The sequence below is a fragment of the Sphingobacterium prati genome, from assembly GCF_013167215.1.
GTDB lineage: Bacteria > Bacteroidota > Bacteroidia > Sphingobacteriales > Sphingobacteriaceae > Sphingobacterium > Sphingobacterium prati.
In genome coordinates, this window is the sequence record NZ_JABJWY010000035.1 from 328,257 (window position 1) to 349,100 (window position 20,844).

Annotated in this window: 14 protein-coding genes; 11 read left to right on the forward strand and 3 right to left on the reverse strand. The window is 41.3% G+C overall.

Annotated elements, in window-relative coordinates; genetic code table 11:
* The first annotated feature begins 27 nt into the window (after window positions 1-27).
* The 3 genes from yihA to HPC41_RS17245 all read left to right on the forward strand — a co-directional run bounded on the left by yihA (window position 28) and on the right by HPC41_RS17245 (window position 3,370).
* On the forward strand, window positions 28-657 hold the full coding sequence (gene yihA, locus HPC41_RS17235) for a ribosome biogenesis GTP-binding protein YihA/YsxC (protein ID WP_172395246.1): 630 nt from the start codon (window positions 28-30) through the stop codon (window positions 655-657).
* A gap of 101 nt (window positions 658-758) precedes the next feature.
* A complete protein-coding gene (locus HPC41_RS17240; protein ID WP_172395247.1) occupies window positions 759-1,613 on the forward strand; it encodes a UbiA-like polyprenyltransferase in 855 nt (284 codons plus the stop codon).
* A gap of 80 nt (window positions 1,614-1,693) precedes the next feature.
* On the forward strand, window positions 1,694-3,370 hold the full coding sequence (locus HPC41_RS17245) for a PNGase F N-terminal domain-containing protein (RefSeq protein WP_172395248.1): 1,677 nt from the start codon (window positions 1,694-1,696) through the stop codon (window positions 3,368-3,370).
* Between the two features lie 83 nt (window positions 3,371-3,453).
* On the opposite strand, the gene HPC41_RS17250 is transcribed toward HPC41_RS17245, so the two are convergent.
* Window positions 3,454-3,915, reverse strand: coding sequence for an Lrp/AsnC family transcriptional regulator (locus tag HPC41_RS17250; RefSeq protein ID WP_172395379.1), 462 nt, complete (start codon window positions 3,913-3,915; stop codon window positions 3,454-3,456).
* Between the two features lie 158 nt (window positions 3,916-4,073).
* On the opposite strand from HPC41_RS17250, the gene HPC41_RS17255 reads away from it, so the two are divergent.
* Window positions 4,074-5,141, forward strand: coding sequence for a PLP-dependent cysteine synthase family protein (locus tag HPC41_RS17255; protein WP_172395249.1), 1,068 nt, complete (start codon window positions 4,074-4,076; stop codon window positions 5,139-5,141).
* A gap of 125 nt (window positions 5,142-5,266) precedes the next feature.
* Entirely contained in the window at window positions 5,267-6,949 is a 1,683-nt protein-coding gene (locus HPC41_RS17260; RefSeq protein ID WP_172395250.1) for a protein-disulfide reductase DsbD family protein, read from the forward strand.
* A 533-nt stretch (window positions 6,950-7,482) separates the two neighbouring features.
* Here the strand turns inward: HPC41_RS17260 and HPC41_RS17265 are convergent.
* Together HPC41_RS17265 and HPC41_RS17270 are read right to left on the reverse strand one after the other, a co-directional pair.
* Window positions 7,483-10,080 carry a DUF5686 family protein gene (locus HPC41_RS17265; RefSeq protein ID WP_172395251.1) on the reverse strand — a complete coding sequence of 866 codons (2,598 nt, stop codon included), beginning with the start codon at window positions 10,078-10,080 and terminating at the stop codon, window positions 7,483-7,485.
* Between the two features lie 301 nt (window positions 10,081-10,381).
* Window positions 10,382-12,070 carry an RluA family pseudouridine synthase gene (locus tag HPC41_RS17270; protein ID WP_172395252.1) on the reverse strand — a complete coding sequence of 563 codons (1,689 nt, stop codon included), beginning with the start codon at window positions 12,068-12,070 and terminating at the stop codon, window positions 10,382-10,384.
* Between the two features lie 149 nt (window positions 12,071-12,219).
* On the opposite strand from HPC41_RS17270, the gene HPC41_RS17275 reads away from it, so the two are divergent.
* The 6 genes from HPC41_RS17275 to HPC41_RS17300 all read left to right on the forward strand — a co-directional run bounded on the left by HPC41_RS17275 (window position 12,220) and on the right by HPC41_RS17300 (window position 20,844).
* On the forward strand, window positions 12,220-12,693 hold the full coding sequence (locus tag HPC41_RS17275; RefSeq protein WP_172395253.1) for a Dps family protein: 474 nt from the start codon (window positions 12,220-12,222) through the stop codon (window positions 12,691-12,693).
* Between the two features lie 141 nt (window positions 12,694-12,834).
* The gene (locus HPC41_RS17280) at window positions 12,835-15,294 is read left to right on the forward strand and encodes a glycoside hydrolase family 31 protein (protein WP_172395254.1); all 2,460 of its coding nucleotides are present in this window, start codon (window positions 12,835-12,837) and stop codon (window positions 15,292-15,294) included.
* A gap of 2 nt (window positions 15,295-15,296) precedes the next feature.
* On the forward strand, window positions 15,297-17,255 hold the full coding sequence (glgB, locus tag HPC41_RS17285) for a 1,4-alpha-glucan branching protein GlgB (protein ID WP_172395255.1): 1,959 nt from the start codon (window positions 15,297-15,299) through the stop codon (window positions 17,253-17,255).
* A gap of 66 nt (window positions 17,256-17,321) precedes the next feature.
* Window positions 17,322-18,734, forward strand: coding sequence for a glycogen synthase (locus HPC41_RS17290; protein WP_172395256.1), 1,413 nt, complete (start codon window positions 17,322-17,324; stop codon window positions 18,732-18,734).
* Between the two features lie 6 nt (window positions 18,735-18,740).
* Window positions 18,741-20,024 (forward strand): glucose-1-phosphate adenylyltransferase, encoded by a 1,284-nt coding sequence (locus HPC41_RS17295; RefSeq protein WP_172395257.1) that lies wholly within the window; start codon window positions 18,741-18,743, stop codon window positions 20,022-20,024.
* 58 nt (window positions 20,025-20,082) lie between these two features.
* On the forward strand, window positions 20,083-20,844 hold the full coding sequence (locus tag HPC41_RS17300) for a hypothetical protein (RefSeq protein WP_172395258.1): 762 nt from the start codon (window positions 20,083-20,085) through the stop codon (window positions 20,842-20,844).

Consider the following 20,844-nt stretch of genomic DNA (forward strand, 5'->3'; position numbering starts at 1 on the left):
CGGATTCATTTAATGTACCTTTGTTCCATGGAAGTAAAAAAAGCCGAATTCGTGTGTAGCAACACGAGAGTTGACAAATTACCTGCGCCAAATTTGCCTGAGTACGCCTTTATAGGCCGTTCTAATGTAGGTAAATCTTCTTTGATCAATGCCATGACAAATAAGAAGGGACTTGCCAAAACCTCTCAAAAACCTGGTAAGACTCAGTTGATCAATCATTTTATTATAGATGACACCTGGTATCTGGTCGATTTACCTGGTTATGGATTCGCTAAAGCATCCAAAACAAGTCGTAATGAATGGGAAAAATTCATTCGCAGATATCTCACGCATAGAGACAATTTACAATGTGTATTTGTTTTGGTAGACAGTCGTCTTGAACCACAGAAGATCGATCTTGATTTCTGTTATTGGTTGGGTGAATGCGGTTTACCCTTTATGTTAGTCTTTACCAAAGCAGACAAGCAATCAGCAGTAAAATCTGATGCGAATATTGCAAAATTTAAAAAAGAGCTGTTGCAATGGTTTGAGGAGGTGCCGCCGATCTTTTTGACCTCGGCAGAGAAGAAAGTAGGACATGAACCGATTCTGGAAACCATTAATGAAGTCAATCGCCGATTTGTAGGGCCTGAGCCGGAAGAAAGAATGCCGTTTTAAGTAGTTCAAAAAAATAAAATTCGTTAACATCATCGCTTGATCAACCTGGTCATTGCCGAGGATAGGGTGTCGAACGTTTTAAAATCCATTAAGATCACCTCATGAAGAAGTATCTTTCTTTAGTTTTATTTGCACACAGTGTATTTGCGTTGCCATTTGCCCTTATAGGCTTCTTTTTAGCCCTGCATACCACTGAATATGCCTTTTCCTGGAAACTATTACTATTGATGCTGTTGTGTATGGTAACGGCGCGGAATGCAGCCATGGCCTTCAATCGGTATTTGGATCGGGATATTGATGCTATCAATCCGCGGACGGCAATGCGTGATATTCCGGCGGGGAAGATTTCTGCCCGGAATGCATTGATCTTTACCATTGTCAATTGCTTACTTTTTGTCACAGCGACCTATTTTATAAATTCCCTGTGCTTTATGCTGTCACCCATTGCACTCTTTGTTGTGCTTTTTTATTCTTATACCAAACGCATTACACCGTTGTGCCATTTGGTACTTGGGGCAGGATTGGGTTTAGCACCAATTGGGGCATATATGGTGATCACGGGACAATTTGCAACTGTCCCTGTTTTGTATGGCTTTGCTGTATTGACCTGGGTGAGTGGCTTTGATATCATTTACGCCTTGCAGGATGAGGCCTTTGACCGGGCCAATAAGTTGAACTCCATTCCGGTTTGGTTGGGAACAAAAGGAGCGATGCGGGTATCTGAATGTTTACATGTGCTGTCTTTTATATTTGTTTTAATACCTGCCTTTTTAATGCCCGTCGGTTGGATTTATTATTTAGGAGTTGCGTTTTATGGTGCATTGCTGATCTATCAACACACACTGTTTTCGTCAACAGATCTAAGTCGGGTAAACCGCGATTTCATGACCACCAATGGTTACGCTTCGGTCATCTTTGCCTTCTTTTATCTTTTGGATATCTGGTTGATAAAATAAACGTTTTAGCATAAAATAAGAAAGGCTTTAGGAATTCCTAAAGCCTTTCTTATTTTTGTGTCTAATCCAATATGCGTACTATGAAGAAGAATATCCTTTTTGTTTCAATTTTATGTCTGTCATTGTCCTCTTATGCCCAGAAGCTAACAAGCTATGTCATCCAGTATAACCAAAGTTTTAATGGCAATGCAGCTGCAAATCAAAATGCAGTGTTGGTGTATGCCAATGCGAATGAAACTTATGTGAGTTCGGAAAAAGATATAAAAGGACAATTGTTGCCGCCTTACGAACGCGTACTAGTGGACCGATCGTCTGGAAATGCCTTGCTTAAAATTGCGAAACTCAAAGATGGTTCCCTTATCCTGACAAGAGACTCTTTAGCGCTCTCCAAACAGAAATTTACACCCACCAATGAGACTAAGACGATTTTGGGCTATCCCTGTAAAAAAGTGGAAACCAGTATCAATTCCAATAAGATTGAGCTATGGTATACGAATAAACTAGGGGTAAAAGGAGCTCCGACCGAGTTGGGGCAGGATCTTGGCTTAGTGCTGGAAGTTATCAGAAATGGCAATACAAGGACCTTCGCAACGAAAGTCGAGAAAGTGAATGCTGTCCCTGATCAACTGAAGCTAAAAGGAAGCGAAAAGCACTATGATGAACTTTCCTATAAAGACCTTATTTGGAAAAACCGTTTTATTCAGCTTCCAGTCTTTCAAAAAGAGCGCATCCGTTTTTCGGATGATGTCAAATCTGATTCAATTCTACGTTTCGCCAATGGTACAGTCATTGTCAAGAAGGTCAAAATACCGAAAATCAAAGTTAGCGATAATGTGTTTGTTCAACTTGTGGAGCAATCAAAAGGTGATGCGTATGACCGTACCGGATCCGTTTTTATTATTCCAGCAAATAAAGCACAGAGTTTTCTGGATGGTATGAAAAATGGCATGTCAACCTTGCCAAAGTATGAAAATGGAAATGGAAAGAGTTATCAAGGGGTGGTAAGAACGGCGACTTTCGAACCTATTGTTGAATTGATGCGATTCTTTACACCCTTTGGTGTTAAGCAGTTTAACTATCTTCAGTTAAAGGATAAGGTCTGGCAGGATTCGGTACTTTACCGGCAGGATGTGTCTGAGCTCGCTGGGATGTTGAGCGAACAGGAAGTGTACGTAGGTGCTTTCATTGGCAACTATGACAAGAATGGTCATGAAGTTAGCGTTGAGCTCACAATTCACCCAGGTTTTGAGGCAGGATCAGAAGGAAATCTAAAAAAGACGATGCCGTTATTCACAACGACCAATGTGATGGAAATGGGAGGGCAGGAGTATGGATCCATGTTTGATCAGGATAAAGGGCTGACGCTCTCGTTCCATTTGGATCAGGATGCCAAAAATGTGCAATTGCGTTACATCACAACCGGTCATGGTGGTTGGGGAAATGGCGATGAGTTTGTACCCAAAGAAAACCGCATTTTCCTAAATGATGCCTTACTGTTTAAGTATACACCCTGGCGTAACGATTGCGGTTCTTACCGTCTGTCCAATCCCGCTTCGGGTAATTTTGCCACGGGATTATCTTCGTCCGATTTGAGTCGTTCCAACTGGTGCCCAGGAACAGTGACTCCACCAATTTACATCGATTTAGGTGATTTAAAAGCTGGTACTTACAAATTGCAGGTTCAAATCCCGCAAGGCGCTCCGGAAGGAACAAGTTTCAGCAGCTGGAACGTCACCGGAACCTTACTGTTCGATTAGATTGAATGATATAATGAGGTATTGATTTTATTAAAATCAATACCTCATACGTTTTATCTAGGTGTTTGGCCTGTCCGTACCTGTTATAATGGATAAGCAGTTTCACTCTTTGTTTCCGACAATACAAAATAGGTCTGTACGGTATTAACCTGCGGGAGCACCGCCAGACGGTGTCTTAAAAAAATGTGATAAGCATCCATGTCTTTCGTAGCGATGCGTAACATGAAATCGTAAGATCCGGCCATCTGATAGCATTCCATAACTTCGGGAAACTTGGCTACTTCTTTTTCAAATTCGTTCAAAACCTCAAAGGTATGTGCTTTCAGGAATACCTGCGAAAACGAAATCAGTCCAATCCCGATTTTATGTCGATCCAGGATCGCTACCGTTTTTTTGATATAACCCAGTCTTTTTAATTTTTTTACCCTTTCGTGTACTGCTGCGATTGATTTATTCAATTCAAAAGAGAGTTCCTTATTACTTAATGAAGCATCATGCTGTAATAAGCGCAATAATTTTAGATCGATATCGTCTAAATCCATAATCTGAATATTTTCGGTGTTGTTGCAAATTTACAATGTTTGAATGAACAATTTATTGTTTATTATGTATTTTTATTGAATTTTTCTTGAAATTTTAGTTTTGTATTGAATAATATCTTGTTATTGTCCAATTTTGCAACAGAATAATCATTTATATAAAAATGGCTGAACAAGAATTACTAAGTGCATGTTTATCGCCTGCATTGGACAAAAAATTTAAGCATTTGTGGAGATTGGTCGGTAACACGCCAATGTTAGAATTGCAGTATACCTACAAAGGTAAGCCAGGCCGGGTATTCGTAAAATGTGAGAATTATAATTTAACAGGTAGTATCAAAGACAGAATGGCTTTATATATCCTGTATAAAGCCTATATGAATTGCCAAATTAGACCGACGGATGTTGTTATTGAAGCTACGAGCGGAAATACTGGAATTGCTTTTTCGGCAATTGGTAAAGCTTTGGGACATGAGGTAAAGATCATCATGCCAAATTGGTTGAGTAAAGAGCGTACCGATATTATCAGAAGCATGGGGGCCGATATTCAGCTGATCAGTAAAGAAGAAGGCGGTTTTTTGGGTAGCATACGTTTGAGCGAAGAGCTTGCTGCCGCTGGTGGGGTTTTTCTTCCTCGCCAGTTTGAAAACCAATATAACGCCGAAGCACATGAGAAAACGACCGGTTATGAAATTGTGAAGCAACTGGAAGAACAAGGCTTGATTGCTGATGCCTTTGTGGCTGGAGTGGGAACAGGTGGAACCGTCATGGGTGTGGGGCGTAGCTTGCGGAAGGCGAATCCAAATGTTCGTGTACATCCCTTGGAACCGGCAGAGAGTCCAACATTAACAACAGGACATAAAGTTGGTTCACACCGCATTCAGGGTATATCCGATGAATTTATTCCGGCAATTGTGAATTTGGATGAATTGGATCGTGTTGTTTGTGCCAACGATGGCGATTCGATTATTATGGCCCAGAAGCTGTCAAGGCAATTGGGACTTGCCGTTGGAATTTCTTCGGGAGCAAATGTTATTGGAGCGATTAAGTTACAACATGAGTTAGGGGACGAAGCAGTTGTCGTCACACTACTATGTGATGACAATAAGAAATATTTAAGTACGGATTTGGTGAAAGAAGAGCCTGTTAAACCGGGCTATTTATGCAGCGATGTTGATTTTCTGGGTTTTCAACCAATTTGTAGGCTGCCAAATCCTGTATTTGGGGCATAGTAAGATTTAGTTTCATATGTTTATAGTGAACTCGGGGAGTGTATTGCTCCTCGGGTTTTATTTACACAAGAAACAAATGAACAGGTCTCCAAGCAAGTAAATTATGAAAAACACATGATATTCTGATGAAAACTATTTTTAAACTATTAACCCTTTTATTCCTGCTCATCTTTCCTCTTGCTATGTTTGCGCAGCAGGACAGTACAGTTAGCACGGAAGGTGTCGAATTCACGGATGGTACAATCAGCCCGGATTCATTATCTTTTGAAGAGTCACCTGACACAGTTACAGCTCGTGTTGATTCCAGTAAGACGACGGTGGCTGCCATATCTAAAGTAGCTGGTCCGGCAGAAAGTGGAAAAAATTCACTTTGGAGTATTTTTATTGCAGGTTTGGTTGGGGGCTTCGCAGCCTTATTGATGCCCTGTATATTTCCGATGCTTCCTTTGACCGTAAGCTTCTTTACCAAACAGTCCGGCAGTCGCGCGAGTGGTATAAGTAAAGCTTTATTGTACGGGCTGTTTATTATCGTGATTTATGTCGCTTTGGGCATGATCATTACCATTGCATTTGGTTCTGACGCGCTCAATGCCCTTTCGACCAATGGGATTTTTAATTTTATTTTCTTTTTGCTGTTGGTGGTATTTGCAGCCTCATTCTTCGGTGCATTTGAAATTACCTTGCCGAGCTCTTTTGTGAATAAAATGGATGCCAAGTCGGATAAAGGAGGACTTATAGGTCTGTTTTTTATGGCTTTTAGTTTATCGTTAGTGTCGTTTTCCTGTACCGGGCCGATTATCGGAACGCTCCTGGTGGAAGCAGCGTCAAAAGGTGAACGATTGGGGCCAGCCATAGGTATGTTGGGATTCTCTATTGCCTTGGCTATTCCATTTGGCCTATTCGCCATGTTCCCATCAATGCTTAAATCGCTGCCCAAATCAGGTGGCTGGTTGAACAGTGTAAAAGTGGTGCTTGGTTTTTTGGAACTGGCTTTGGCATTGAAATTTTTGTCGAATGTAGATTTGGCTTACCATTGGAACTGGTTGGACAGAGAAGTATTCCTCTCTTTATGGATCGCCGTATTTGGTTTGATGGGGCTTTATCTGATCGGTAAAATTAAGTTTTCCCACGATAGCGACCTCAAATTTCTGTCTGTTCCGAGAACAATACTCGCTATTGTGGTTTTTTCCTTTGTGATTTATATGATTCCCGGTTTATGGGGAGCTCCCTTAAAGTCTATTTCAGCCTTTTTGCCGCCATCGGCAACCCAGGATTTTGATTTGTCCACTGGAGTTGGCAGTAGCACTGCTGCGCATACGGATGGAAAAGTCAAAAAATACGCTGAGATTTTTCACGAGCGTGGTACACCAAAAGGCTTCGATCCCTATTATGATTACGATCAGGCTTTAGCAACAGCGAAAGAACTCAACAAACCTGTTTTGATTGACTTCACAGGCTGGAATTGTGTTAACTGCCGTAAAATGGAGGCAAACGTATGGACAGATCCTGCGGTAGCCAAGTTGTTGAAAGAAGAGTTTGTAATGGCCGAGTTATTTGTGGATGATAAAACCGAATTGCCTGTCGATGAGCAGATAGTTTCCACATACAGTAATAAAAAAATAAAGACTATCGGAAACAAAAATAGCGATTTTCAAGCCGCTTCATTTAATAGTAATTCGCAGCCATTGTATGTGATTGTTGATCCAAACGGTCAGGTGCTGGTTCCTCAAAGTGGGGCAAATTACAATGTTGAACAATACAAAGCATTTCTACAGAGCGGTGTAAATGCATTCAAAAAGAAAAACTAACCATCGTCATATTCTAATTTTATCCCCTTTGCTGTTTGCAAGGGGGATTTTTTTGCGGAAGCTTAGTTTTTCGATCATGCAATGCTTCTTAATATAGTACTTTTTTAGGGATTCATTCGTTTACCATCGAATTAGCTTCGATAACGCTTCGGCACAGTGCCGTGTCTACTTCGCCCTAAAGTCGGGGTGAATCCGTATTGAGTCCATGATGAGTCCGTGTTGAGTCCGAGTCTCTGACGCATTTATCGGATACTCATTGCGTAGTAATCACGCTCACGCCTGGTAGCAGAGGCGAATCTGTCCCGAATCAGATACAAATATGACCCGAATAACTCCCCGAACTTGGAGTCAGCGAGGGTTAAAGTTTTTGAGATTTTCCGCGAGCCGAACCACAATCGGATAAATCGACAAAGAAAGATGGGGAAATACCATGGGATAAGGATCAAATGGGAGACGCTGTAAATAAGAAAAAAGGCCCTGTCATTTTCTCAATTGACAGGGCCTCAAAATTATATTATAAATTATGGAAACTATTAGAAATCAAATTTGACGCGGGCACGGATCCCCCAAGCCGGAGCATCCACATGGTCAAGGTAATTCAAACGTTTGACGTAGTCTACACGCAAAATTTTAAAGATGTTGGACAGACCGATACTGGCTTCCATATAAGGTTCAGAGCCGAAGGTATATGAACTTTGGATATCTTGTGCATTGCGTTGCCATGCAAAGACTTTTGAACCGTAATTCGGATCGTCAGGATCGTTTTCTTTACGAAGACCACCATAAACACCTTTGAAACTAAATACCTCGCGTAGCTTGAGCTTTTTGATCAATGGGATCTTATTCAACAGGAATCCATTCATATAATACTGCAGATTGATAGAGGCGTTGTGATCACTGACAAATTCCAGAAAGTTCATCAAGTTATACGAGTTTAACTGATATGCATAGGTCTGGTTGGCCCGGTGGATTGTCAGGAAGGGAAATGGAATCTCTTTTCCAGCGATGTAATTTCCCTCTGCAGTCACATCGGCGTAACCAAATTGACTTAGGTAAAAACGCTTGAATGCACCTACATTAAAACTATGATAGTTGTATTCTCCTTTTGCCAAACCTTTTATTCCCGCAGTATAATTGAAGGTGAATATCGGGTATTGATTGAAGATCGGCGTACGATAGATTTTACCTTGGTAAAACTCCTCATGCGGTGCGTATCTAAAGTTGACCGACAATTCTGTTGTATTTAATTCGTTGAATAATTTATTTTGTCCATTTTCATCCAACATTTGATAGGTTAGGCTGCCCGCCGGAGTTTGTTTGTTAATATTAAATCCGGCACCAATAGCCAGGTGGTTCAAGAATTCTTTTTTATACTCCAGTCCATAGTTGGTTTCGTAGATATAACGGTCGTTATCACCACGTTTGAAGGATAACAAAAAGTTGTCTTCCTGAATAAACTCGAGCTTTTGTCCGGGAATTTTGGTGTCCTTTTTATAGGAGGCTCTGATATAGTGCATAGGGAAGGAGTATACCGACTTGTTGTTAAAGGCATAAGTCCCACTGAAAAAGTACTTCCATTTCTGATCCTTGAAGCCATAAGCCGCATAACTCTCCGCATAGAAACGTTTGCTCAGTGATTCGGTCGTACGCCCCCCCACACGCAAGCGAAAGCCTTCAACAGGGTTGAAACTGTAGAATGTATTTACTGGACCAATTTCCACCGGACCGGCTTGTTTATAACCCGAAAGAAGCAGGGCCGCGATATCCATGAAGGTTCTGAAAGAAGGAATTTTCTGTAAAGTATCTATATTGTGGTAGATATTCAGTTCATTCTGTGCTAAAGACAAAGGACGTTGTGTTTCAAATAAGGACTTTGTCGCTTTTTTATTCTCGACATTGTAAGCGATTACCGTTGATGGACCATCGTAAATGCTGTCGGGTTGTTGCACACCGACTTTATAGTTGTTATAATCGACGGTTCGGCTTCCGCGGATACCCATTCCTTTTTCAGTTAATGAAAAATCAATTCCCAATGTACTTGTCTTCAGATAGAACCTGCTCTTATTGTCTTTTTCGAATTTGAGCTGAACCTGAAGGTCGCGTACAAAATTTAGGTTGATATCATCCGCAACAGTCATATTGGCTCCTTGAACGGCATAATTGCCATCCAGCGTGACATATAATTGCCCTTTAAACAACATATCTGCTTTATTACGGGGTACGAAACTTAGCTCGACCAGCCAAGGCTGAGAAGTTTTGATGGTATCAGTAATGAAAAACTTATAAAATGTCGGTGCAGAATTCGCAATCGGACTCAAAAACTGATTGGTTACCAATGAAATGTTGTTGTCATAGATATCAACTTGTTCATAGAGTTTATTAAAATAGGCCGTCAGACCATCATTATCTATAAATTTAGGATCAAACTGTGCGCGTTGGTTACCCAAAATATATTGTTTTGTTTTGCTCGGATCCTTACGATAGTATACTTTGGACATTTTCTCCTCGATAAAGGCTGGCAAAAGATATTTATTCGCTGTTTTGGCCGAATCGTCGGTTTCGAAAAGAAATTGGTAGTTTTTGAAGATTTTTTTGTTGACAAATTTTTCTGAGAGATTGCTCAATCCCAAAGACATTTTTTCGTATTGATCAAATTCTGCATATTGTTGTCCCGACAATCGGTTTTTGTCTTTATTTTCAATAACCTTACGAATCAAGGCTACAGCAGGATTGTCTTTGTTGCTGTATTTTTTCTTTTTGGCTTTGACAACAACTTCCTCCAGCATATTGTCCTGTGCATCCATTAGGATTTCCTTAGTCTGTACAGCATCATTGGTAACGAAAGCATCCTTATTGTCATAGCCAACATAGCTTGCTCTGATTTTGACATAAGATGTCGGGAAAACCAGCCTAAACTCACCATTTGCATTGGTCGATGTTGAGGTTCCTGCAGCAGCAGGCGCGCCCACGACCGCAACGGTGGCGTAAGCAATGGGGGCCTTTGTCTTTGCATCTTTGACCGTACCCGTCACCGTTTTGGTCTGTGCGAATGCCAGAGATGCTGATAGCAAGAATGTTATCGAGAAAAAGAGTTTATTTATGAAGGTTTGTGCGTTTATTTTAGCTTCCATTATATTGCTATAATCTTGAAAATTCAAAATTGTTTTGTTGTTTTTACTTTATTTCTGACTTTATAAGTATTAAAATCAAAAAATCAGTGAACAAAGGAAACAAAAAATTAAGAATAATTAAAATTTTATTGTGATGTAATAAAGGAAACCTACTTCTTTCTTTTGTAGCTTAAGTTGTTGTATTGCAGTTATTTGTCTTAAATTATTGATTTAGGTCAATAATTTAGCGTTCACATTTTGACTTCACGATGATTTTCCGGTCAAATATTTATTGACTTTTGTAACGATATAGTCAATTGCGCTAAAAATCGGGAAAGATTTCAAAACTAATTTCCTGTTTTGAACCTGGATGAATAAATTTAATAAAAGAGGCATGTAGGTGTAATCTATGTGCTTTTCTGCCATATAGATCATCACCGACGATAGGTGTATTCAGGCCTTCCGGATGTACGGCGTGCATGCGGAGTTGATGTGTCCGGCCTGTCAATGGGTAGAAGCGAACGCGTGTTTTACCATTTTCGACCGCAATTCTTTCCCATTTGGTCTGTGCTGGCTTTCCATAAGTATAACAGACCATTTGTCGGGGTCTATCGTCTAAATCCACGCGTAGGGGCAGATCAATCAGCCCGCATTCCTGTTCAATAACACCATCGAGTAAAGCAATATACTCCTTCGTTATGGTATGTTGTATAAATTGATCCTGTATGAATTGATGCGCCATCTTGTTTTTGGCTACCACCAGAAGTCCTGAAGTGGACATGTCAAGCCGATGGATAATAATCGGGCCGGCATTTGGATAGCGTTTGAGGACACGATTATAGACGGAATCTTTAACATATATACCGGGAACGGATAAAAACTCTGCAGGCTTGTTAAAGACGATAATATCTTCATCCTCATAGATCTGCGGGAGTTCCGTTTGCAAAGTTGTTTCCTGTTGCATGGGATTCGGGTCGACCGTAAGTCCCTGAAGCATGTAACCCAGGATAGGTTCACATTTTTTACGGCAGGCCGGATAGTAGTTTTTATGTCTGCGTATTTCGGAAGCAGGGGAACAGCCCCACCAAAATTCGGCCAGTGCTATGGGGGTAAGATTGTGGCTGTAGGCATATTGCAACAATTTCGGCGCAGCACATTCTCCAGCGCCTGCAGGCGGCGTACTTTGGTCAAAATCCTGAAAAACGGCAATGACATTCTTGCGCTGCCCTTCAGCATTCAAAAAATTATATTGTTCAAAAAGTTGTCTTTGCAGATTGCCAGATCGGGTCTTGCGCTCCTCTTTCATTGCCAAAATATCGGAAAGCAATTGTTGGAGCTTAAGGTTTTCCGATTCCAGGGCCAGATGCATGTCATATTGATAGCGCTGAAGTTCTTGTTTGTCCTTTAAGCTTTGGCTACGCATATCTTCCATCAGCATTTCATACGCTTCGTCTGACAGGATAGGACGCAATCTGGTTCGGGTTTCCTTACGTTCTTTTTTCTGATTTCTGAGTTTTGTTTTGAGCGGGTCAAGCGCTGTGTCCCATTGGTCTTTTAGTCTATTGAGATTGCTTTTTGTTTGTGCCAGTTCTGCACTGTTTTCAAGCAGTTCAATTTTTTTATTGAGCGCATTTAAGTGTACTTCTTCATTCAAAAAGAAGCCATCCTTTTCCAGCATGTCAAATATAGGGGGCACAAAGTAGCTGTGTTTGTTGCTGCCGGCAAGCTTGCCTGAAACAGCCGCAAGATATCCGAGGCGATGCTGCTGATCGCGGACAACCAATATACCAAACATCTTGCCTATGGCAAGACTGTCATTATTTTCTTCAAGACCAAAGTTATGTGTCCACTCGTTTTGTGTCTCAAGATAAGCCTGGAGTTCTTGTGCGGCAATAATGGCTAGCGGATGCGGTTCATAGCAAAATGGAAAAGTGAATCGCAAGGGGAGTTCGATGTTCGAAATATCCTCCTTGAATGCATGAAAATAAGCGTTGTTGTCTAAAGTACCCACAGTCTTCCCTCTAATAATAATCTGCCCGCAAAAATACGGTTATTATGCTATTGAAATGACATTTTAACGCCGCTTTTTTTTGTTTTCCCTGCTTTTTTGGGTAAATTTAACTAAGCGATTAAAAGATATAGTTAACAAATAGATACGATATGAAAACTTCAATTGGAATTAAAGATGCAGACTTGAAAAAAGTTGCGAAATTGCTCAATGTATTATTGGCCGATGAGCATATTATCTACATGAAAACACGCAACGCGCATTGGAATGTCGAGGGAGCCGATTTTCATGCGGCCCACTTATTTTTAGAATCGCAATATGATGAGCTGGCAGAAGTTATTGATGAAGTTGCCGAACGTGTACGTACATTGGGTCATTATGCGGTAGGTACCTTCGATAAATATCTGAAATTAACGCGTCTTACAGAGTCTACTTCCGAAAAGACCGATAGTCAGTCTTATTATAAAGAGCTGTTAACAGATCATGAGTCTATTGCCATGTCGATACGTGCTGATATTGCAGTTGTCGAGGGTACAGCGGATAATGGCACGGAGGATTTTTTGGTCGGCTTATTAGAAAAACATGAAAAAATGGCCTGGATGCTCCGTGCCCATTTTATAAAATAGTAAGATAGATTCATCTGATACAAATAATCCTGCCCATTTTAGTGGACGGGATTTTTTTTGCATGATTTGTTGTCGGCGCGGGATAATTTTTCTATCTTAAAGAGGAATTAAGCCTTCAGAAACTTTTAACATATTATAGCTATGCTTGAAGACGACAACCTAAATCAGACCACACTAAACGAGGAAGAAAAAGATGGTACTTTGGAGAGTATGCATCATGTGAATAATCCAGTATTGGATCTGCCCAAAATTGAAAAGAAATACCTCGAAAATGTTGTATCCCACAATCAAAACGATAAATCATACTATTTTTCCGATGGTAAGGCAAAAGTTGAGATTAAGATCGTAACCGATGAGATTGTTCGTGTTCGATTGGCACCACAAGGAACGTTTTTAGAAGACTTTTCCTACGCGCTGGCAAAGAAAGATCATCGCGTCAGTATTCATCAGTATAAAGAGGAAGAAGATCACTATAGTGTGCATACGAACACGATTTCCTGCCGGATCAATAAAGAAGATTTTTTGATTTCTTTCTCTGATCGGGCCGGGAAATTGTTTAATGCGGATCAGGCACCTATGCATTGGGAGGAAAATCCGGATTTTGGCGGATATTATGTCTATAGTACAAAGATTGCTTTTGAAAACGAAGCATTTTATGGCCTAGGCGACAAGGCGACCAAACTTAATCTTCGTGGCAAACGATTAAAAAACTGGAATTCGGATACTTATGCTTTTGCTTACGATCAGGATCCTTTATACAAAACGATCCCTTTTTACATCGGGCTGAAAGATGGGGAAGCCTACGGTATTTTCTTTGATAATACCTTTAAAACATATTTCGATTTTGCTGCTGAGGATCAAAGTAAGACCAGTTTCTGGTCTGAGGGTGGTGAATTGCAATATTATTATATTCATGGCCCCCATATTATTGATGTAATTCGAAGGTACCATACCTTAACCGGAACACATTATTTACCGCCATTATGGGCTATCGGGTACCATCAATGCCGCTGGAGTTATTACCCCGAAGCGAATGTACGTAAGGTGGCCGAAGAATTCCGTAAAAGACAGATCCCATGTGATGCCATTTACCTGGACATTGACTATATGGACGGCTACCGCTGTTTTACCTGGAACAAGCAATATTTTCCAAATCCTAAGAAAATGATTGCCGACCTTGCCAATGAAGGCTTTAAGACGGTCGTCATGATTGATCCGGGAATTAAGGTTGATGAAAACTACTGGGTATTTAGAGAAGGGAAGGAGAATAGATATTTCTGTCGGAGGGGAGATGACTATTTTATGGAAGGATTTGTTTGGCCTGGGCGTTGCCAATTTCCTGACTTTACAAATCCTGAAGTCCGGCAGTGGTGGGGGACTTTGTACCAGGGGCTAGTGGAGGACGGGGTTGCAGGCTTTTGGAATGATATGAATGAACCTGCAGTTTTTGGCCGTGGGACATTTCCGGATGATGTCAGGCATCAATATGACGGCCATCGCGGATCGCACAGAAAAGCACATAATGTATACGGAATGCAGATGGTGAGAGCTACCTATGATGGCTTAAAGAAATTGTATAAGAATAAAAGGCCATTTACCATTACACGAGCGGCTTATGCAGGCACACAACGTTATTCATCGGTTTGGACGGGAGATAATTTAGCCAGCTGGGAACATCTCAAATTAGGGACTTTACAGTTGCAGCGCTTATCCACCTCAGGAATGTCTTTTTGCGGAACCGACATTGGTGGATTTACAGGGGAACCGGATGGTGAACTCTTTACACGATGGATGCAGTTTGGCGTTTTTTCGCCGTTTATGCGGGTGCACTCTGCAGGGGATACCCGCGACCGTGAACCATGGAGCTTCGGTGAAGATTGGGAAAAAATAAATAAAAAGTTTATTGAGCTGCGTTATCAGCTTTTACCATATATCTATACCTGTTTTTGGGAACAGACCAAATACGGTTATCCCATCCTACGTCCGATTTCAATGGTTGAGCAACATATTCCGACCAATTGGCAGCGGGAGGAGGAGTTCTGTTTTGGCGATAAAATATTGGTGTCGCCCGTGTTGCAACCTGGCCAGAAAAGCAAGATTGTCTATCTTCCTGCCGGAGATTGGTTTTATTATTTCAATAATGAGGTTTACATTGGGGGTAAGGAGCATACAATTGCAACACCTTTGGATGAAATGCCTGTGTTTATTCGTGGTGGATCCGTTATTCCAGAATATCCCGTCATGCAATACACTGGAGAAAAGAAAGTAGAGGAACTGCAATTAAATGTCTATTTTTCGGTAGGTGTGCACCGTTCTTATGTGTATTCTGATCACGGTGACACCTTCGCGTATGAGCAAGATATTTATTTAGAAAAATGCTTTACGGTGTCTGGATTAAAAGATTCCCTGTCAATCAAACAGACCCGTGACGGGTTATTTACCGAGCGGTACGAAGAGTATAAACTGCAATTGATAGGACTACCGTTTACGGTAAAAAAAGTAAAAACAGATGGAATTGATACACTAGTACAACAGGATGAGGAGGGAAGATATTGGATTAATGTCGCACGTGAATTTGACAACATATTAATAGAGGGGTAAACATGGCCTATAAAGTAATACCGCATAGTCTTTTTTCGGAATTTGATGTCGCACTGTTCCAGTCGGGCAGGCATTTCAAACTGTATGAAAAATTTGGTTCGCATGAACTTGAAGTAGAGGGTGAAAGAGGCGTTTATTTTGCGGTTTGGGCCCCAAATGCAAAATCCGTTTCCGTAGCCGGAAACTTCAATTTTTGGGATAAGGGAAGTCATCCCTTAAATGTCCGTTGGGATACCAGTGGCATCTGGGAAGGATTTATTCCCGGAATAGCCAATGGCGAAACCTATAAATATTGTATTCAAACTGCCGGAGGAGAAGAGCTGGAAAAAGGTGACCCATTCGCATTCAAATGGGAAGTAGCACCTAAAACCGCGTCCATTGTCCATTCGACCTGGTATGAATGGAATGATAGCAACTGGATGAAGGAGCGTATCGTGAAAAATAGGCTTGATCAACCCTGGTCAGTCTACGAACTTCATTTGGGTTCGTGGGTGAGGGATCCCGAGAGTCCGGATACGCTATTAAACTATCGGGAGATTGCGGTGCAGCTCGTTGCTTACGTTAAGGAAATGAATTTCACGCATGTGGAATTTATGCCGGTGATGGAGCACCCCTATTATCCTTCCTGGGGCTACCAGATCACGGGTTATTTTGCCGCAAGCTCACGGTATGGCTCTGCACAGGATCTTATGTTTTTGATCGAAGAATTACATGCTGCGGGCATTGGTGTGCTGCTAGATTGGGTGCCTTCACATTTTCCGGGGGATGCCCACGGGCTCTTTCGTTTTGATGGGACCAGTCTCTATGAGCATGAAGATCCCCGGAAAGGTTTTCATCCCGATTGGCAATCCTATATTTTCAATTATGGACGTAATGAGGTGCGCTCATTTCTGATCAGCAATGCCTTCTATTGGTTGGATCGTTTTCATATTGATGGACTTCGTGTAGATGCTGTGGCTTCAATGCTATACCTTGATTATAGTCGAAATGCTGGTGAGTGGATACCTAACGAATTTGGTGGTAATGAGAACCTCGAGGCCGTACAATTTCTAAAAGAATTTAACGAGGCAGTTTATGCTCATTTTCCGGATGTGCAGACGATCGCTGAAGAATCGACTTCTTGGCCCGGGGTGAGTAAACCGACCTACACGGGAGGTTTGGGTTTTGGAATGAAGTGGATGATGGGATGGATGCACGATACCTTGGATTACTTTAAGGAGGACCCGATCAATAGAAAATACCATCACGATCGAATTACTTTTGCCACGGTATATGCTTTTCATGAGAATTTCATGCTCCCTTTATCACACGATGAAGTCGTTTATGGTAAGCAACCTCTGATCTACAAAATGCCGGGCGATGAGTGGCATAAATTTGCTAATCTCAGAGCATTATACCTGTTTATGTATACTTTCTCAGGAACTAAATTGCTGTTTATGGGGGGAGAGTTTGGGCAAACTTCGGAATGGAATGTGAATCAGTCTCTTGATTGGCATCTGTTGGAATATAGGCCGCATCAGGGGATAAAAAGATTTGTGGCAGACTTAAATGCTACTTATCAGCAACAGCCTAGTCTCTTTCAAAAGGCTTTCGATGCTACAGGATTTGAATGGATAGACGCTGGCGACCGTGAAAATTCGATTTTAGTTTATTGGCGTAAAGCATTTGATTCTTGGGATGATACTGTTATTGTGATTAACCTGACACCTATTGTCCGTGAACATTTTCGTATTGGACTACCTTATGCCGGTGAATGGGAAGTAGTATTGAGTTCGGATGATCTCCATTATTTCGGTTCAGGAGTCTGTAGCCAACATGTATCAAGTGAGCATTTGCACTGGATGAATCAGGTACAGTCCGCTCAGTTGCACCTTCCACCTCTTGGTGGCTATATTCTCAAACGCAAGAAGGACTTGAAAGAGACTCCTGCCGTAAAGCGCGCAGAACGCGTTCCCGTGTGAGGGGATGCAGAAAATAAATTTAATAGGATAAGTTCCATCTGAGGGATGGAGGAAAAATATGTAGCGATGAAAGTATTTCATTTAAGTGTTGAATGTTACCCAATAGCCAAGGTTGGTGGTCTAGCGGACGTTGTTGGTGCATTGCCCAAGTATCAAACTAAACTTGGGGTGAATGCAGCCGTAATTATGCCTTGGTATGATCGCCCATTTGTTAAGGAGCATTCCTTTGATATAATTCATGAGGGGACTTTTTATCAGGGATCCGAATTATTGAACTATAGTGTTTTTCGAGAAAAGGATAATACACTTGGGTTTGAACTTTATTTGATTAAAATACCGAATAAATTGGACCGCCAAGAGGTTTATTGTTATCCAGATGAGGGAGAGCAATTTATTGCTTTTCAGCATGCTATATTAAACTGGTTTAAGGCAAAAGCTATTGTACCGGACATTGTGCATTGCCATGATCATCATGTCGGATTAATGCCTTTTCTGATGAAATATAGCAATGATTATAATTTCCTGGCCGATGTAAAGACTGTGGCAACGGTACACAATGGCCAATACCAGGGATGGACTCATTGGAGCAAGGCGATTTTGCTGCCCGGTTTTGACAGCTGGAAATGGGGGCTTTTGGACTGGGATGGTCTGATCAATCCCCTTGCTGCATTAATCAAATGCTGTGATGCCTATACGACTGTTTCGGAGGGATATCTTGAAGAGCTTTATGTGAATGCAAATGGCTTACAGCAGCTGTTTTATGATGAGCGCCATAAGTCGGTCGGTATTGTCAATGGAATTGATTGGGATATCTGGAGCCCAGCTAAAGATTATACCTTGATTGAAAATTATGATATGGCTTCGGCGTTTGCCGGTAAACTTAAAAATAAGCAGGCATTGGCTCAGCAGTATAATATTGATCCGAAGCTTCCATTATTGGTTTTTATAGGACGTTTTGCAATGGAAAAGGGCGCGGATTTGTTGCCTGATATAATTTTGGATTTGACTGAAAATTTTCCGGACAGATTAAGTATATTTATACTGGGCGCTGGGGATCCAGCGATTCAATCACGGGTAAAAACACTTGTGGATGAAAAGATAGAAAATTTTGATGTGTTCTTTGGTTATGATGAAAATCTTGCGCACTGGCTTTATGCAAGTGCAGACTTTCTTTTGATGCCTTCACGGGTTGAACCCTGTGGACTCAATCAGCTTTACGCCATGAAATATGGGACCTTGCCGATTGTACACCGTGTAGGTGGTCTAAAAGATACGGTCATTGATTTGGAAAGCGATGGATATGGTGTTGGTTTTGATGCGCTCGAAACAACAGAAATTAGAACAGCGATTATCCGGGCTGTTAAATATTATGAAAATAGGCCTGAATTTGAGGGCAACCAGCGCAAAATAATGAGTTTGGATTTTTCCTGGGATAAATCCGCAGCGAAATACATAAGTCTATATAACCAATTAATTTAATTTGATATGTCACATCACAATGTAGTAGCTATCGTCTTGGGCGGAGGAAGGGGATCGCGTCTGTATCCGTTGACCGACCAACGGTCTAAACCAGCTGTTCCTATTGCAGGAAAATACCGCTTGGTTGATATCCCCATCTCGAATTGTCTCAATTCGGGATTCAATAAGATTTTTGTGTTGACACAGTTCAATTCGTCCTCGTTGAACTCGCATATTAAGAATACGTACAACTTTAGTATTTTTAGTAAGGGTTTTGTCGACATTTTAGCAGCCGAACAGACTAATGATGGTGACAAATGGTTTGAAGGCACAGCAGATGCCGTACGCAGATCGTTCCGGAAGTTGGCAAGCATAGATTATGACTACGTCTTAATTTTGTCGGGGGATCAGCTTTACCAGATGGATTTTGATGCGCTGGTGGATTTTCACGTACAAAATGAAGGTGATTTGACGATTGCGACCATTCCTGTCAATGGTAAAGATGCAACAGGTTTTGGAATCCTCAAATCTGATGAGCATAACCATATAACCTCTTTCATAGAGAAACCCAACCGGGAGCAGCTGGCAGACTGGGGTTCGGAGGTGAATGATCATTTGAAGGCGGAGGGACGCGAATACTTGGCATCTATGGGTATTTATGTATTCAGTAAAGGTGTGCTGAAGCAGCTGCTGGAAGAAAACAGTGGAATGGATTTCGGTAAGGAGATTATTCCGGATGCGATCGAAAATATTAAAGTACTCAGTTACCAGTATGAGGGTTATTGGACAGATATCGGAACGATAGGATCATTTTACGAGGCCAATATTGGACTGACCGATAATATCCCAGCCTTTAATCTATTTGATAAAAATACAGTTTTTACTCGGCCGCGGATGCTACCACCATCTAAGATTTCGGGGACAACCCTGCTTAACTCCGTTATTTCCGATGGATGTATTATCCATGCGGATAAGGTTGACCGCTCAGTGATCGGTGTACGCTCACGTATTGGCATTGGGTCTGTAGTAAGGGGAACCTATATGATGGGTTCGGACTATTATGAAGATTTTTCCGATATGGACGAAGCTAAAAGGAAAAATATGCCTATTGTGGGAGTAGGAGAACGTTGCTATATCGAAAATGCCATTTTGGACAAGAACTGTCGCATCGGAAATGATGTACGTATCAATGGTGGCCCACATTTATTGAATGCTAATCATCAGACTTACACCGTCTGTGATGGCATTGTCGTTATCAAGAAAAATGCCGTTATCCCGAGTGGTACCACCATCGGGTTGACAACAGTATAAATTTATTAAACAAGGGAGATAATATATTGTTATAATTGCATGTTATTGTAATAAAAAAATGCAGTTAAAACAGATTATCTCCTTTCTTTTTGTGTTAATCGCACTTGCCGGCTGCGATACCTCCCTGATGGTACAGAGTACCGGTGTATTGCGGGATGCATCGCGAAAATTTGAACTCCATAACGGTGACCGTCGTATTATTTATATTCCGATGCGGCATTTAGGTACGCGTGTATATTATGATCAGATACAGGCTATGGTAGATTCTCTTCAAAAATCAGGATATGTCGTTTTTTATGAAAGTATCGCTTACCAGGTGGATAGCGCAGCGCAACGTGACCTGTATGACCGCAAGTTTAGAAAATTGACTGGCAACCGTCTGGGGTTGCAACAATGTATTGAAATTCCCGGCGATACCTCCCGCGTATTGAGAGCCCCTCTGTATCGTAAGCTGGGACAGCGTATTATCAGTCAGCCGGATTATTCTTTTTTCCTGGTTAACTATGAAACGGCTGTCAATGCTGATATCCCTAAAAACAAATTATTGGATGATTTTGAATATCGTTATGGTACAATACAGCTGGACGCCTGCGATTATGATACCCCGCTAAATGAACCGTATAACTGTAAACCGATAAAAGCAGCTCTCAAGAATAAGTTTGACAAAGAATTTGTTATGCAACAAAGAGAAGAAAATCTAGCCTCATTGGTGGCTGATGCTCCACAGCAGAAAATTTTAATTTTATTTGGTACATCCCATTTTAAAGGCTTTTTGCGTAATTTGCAGGCCAGAGATCCCCGTTGGATAAAGATAAAATAA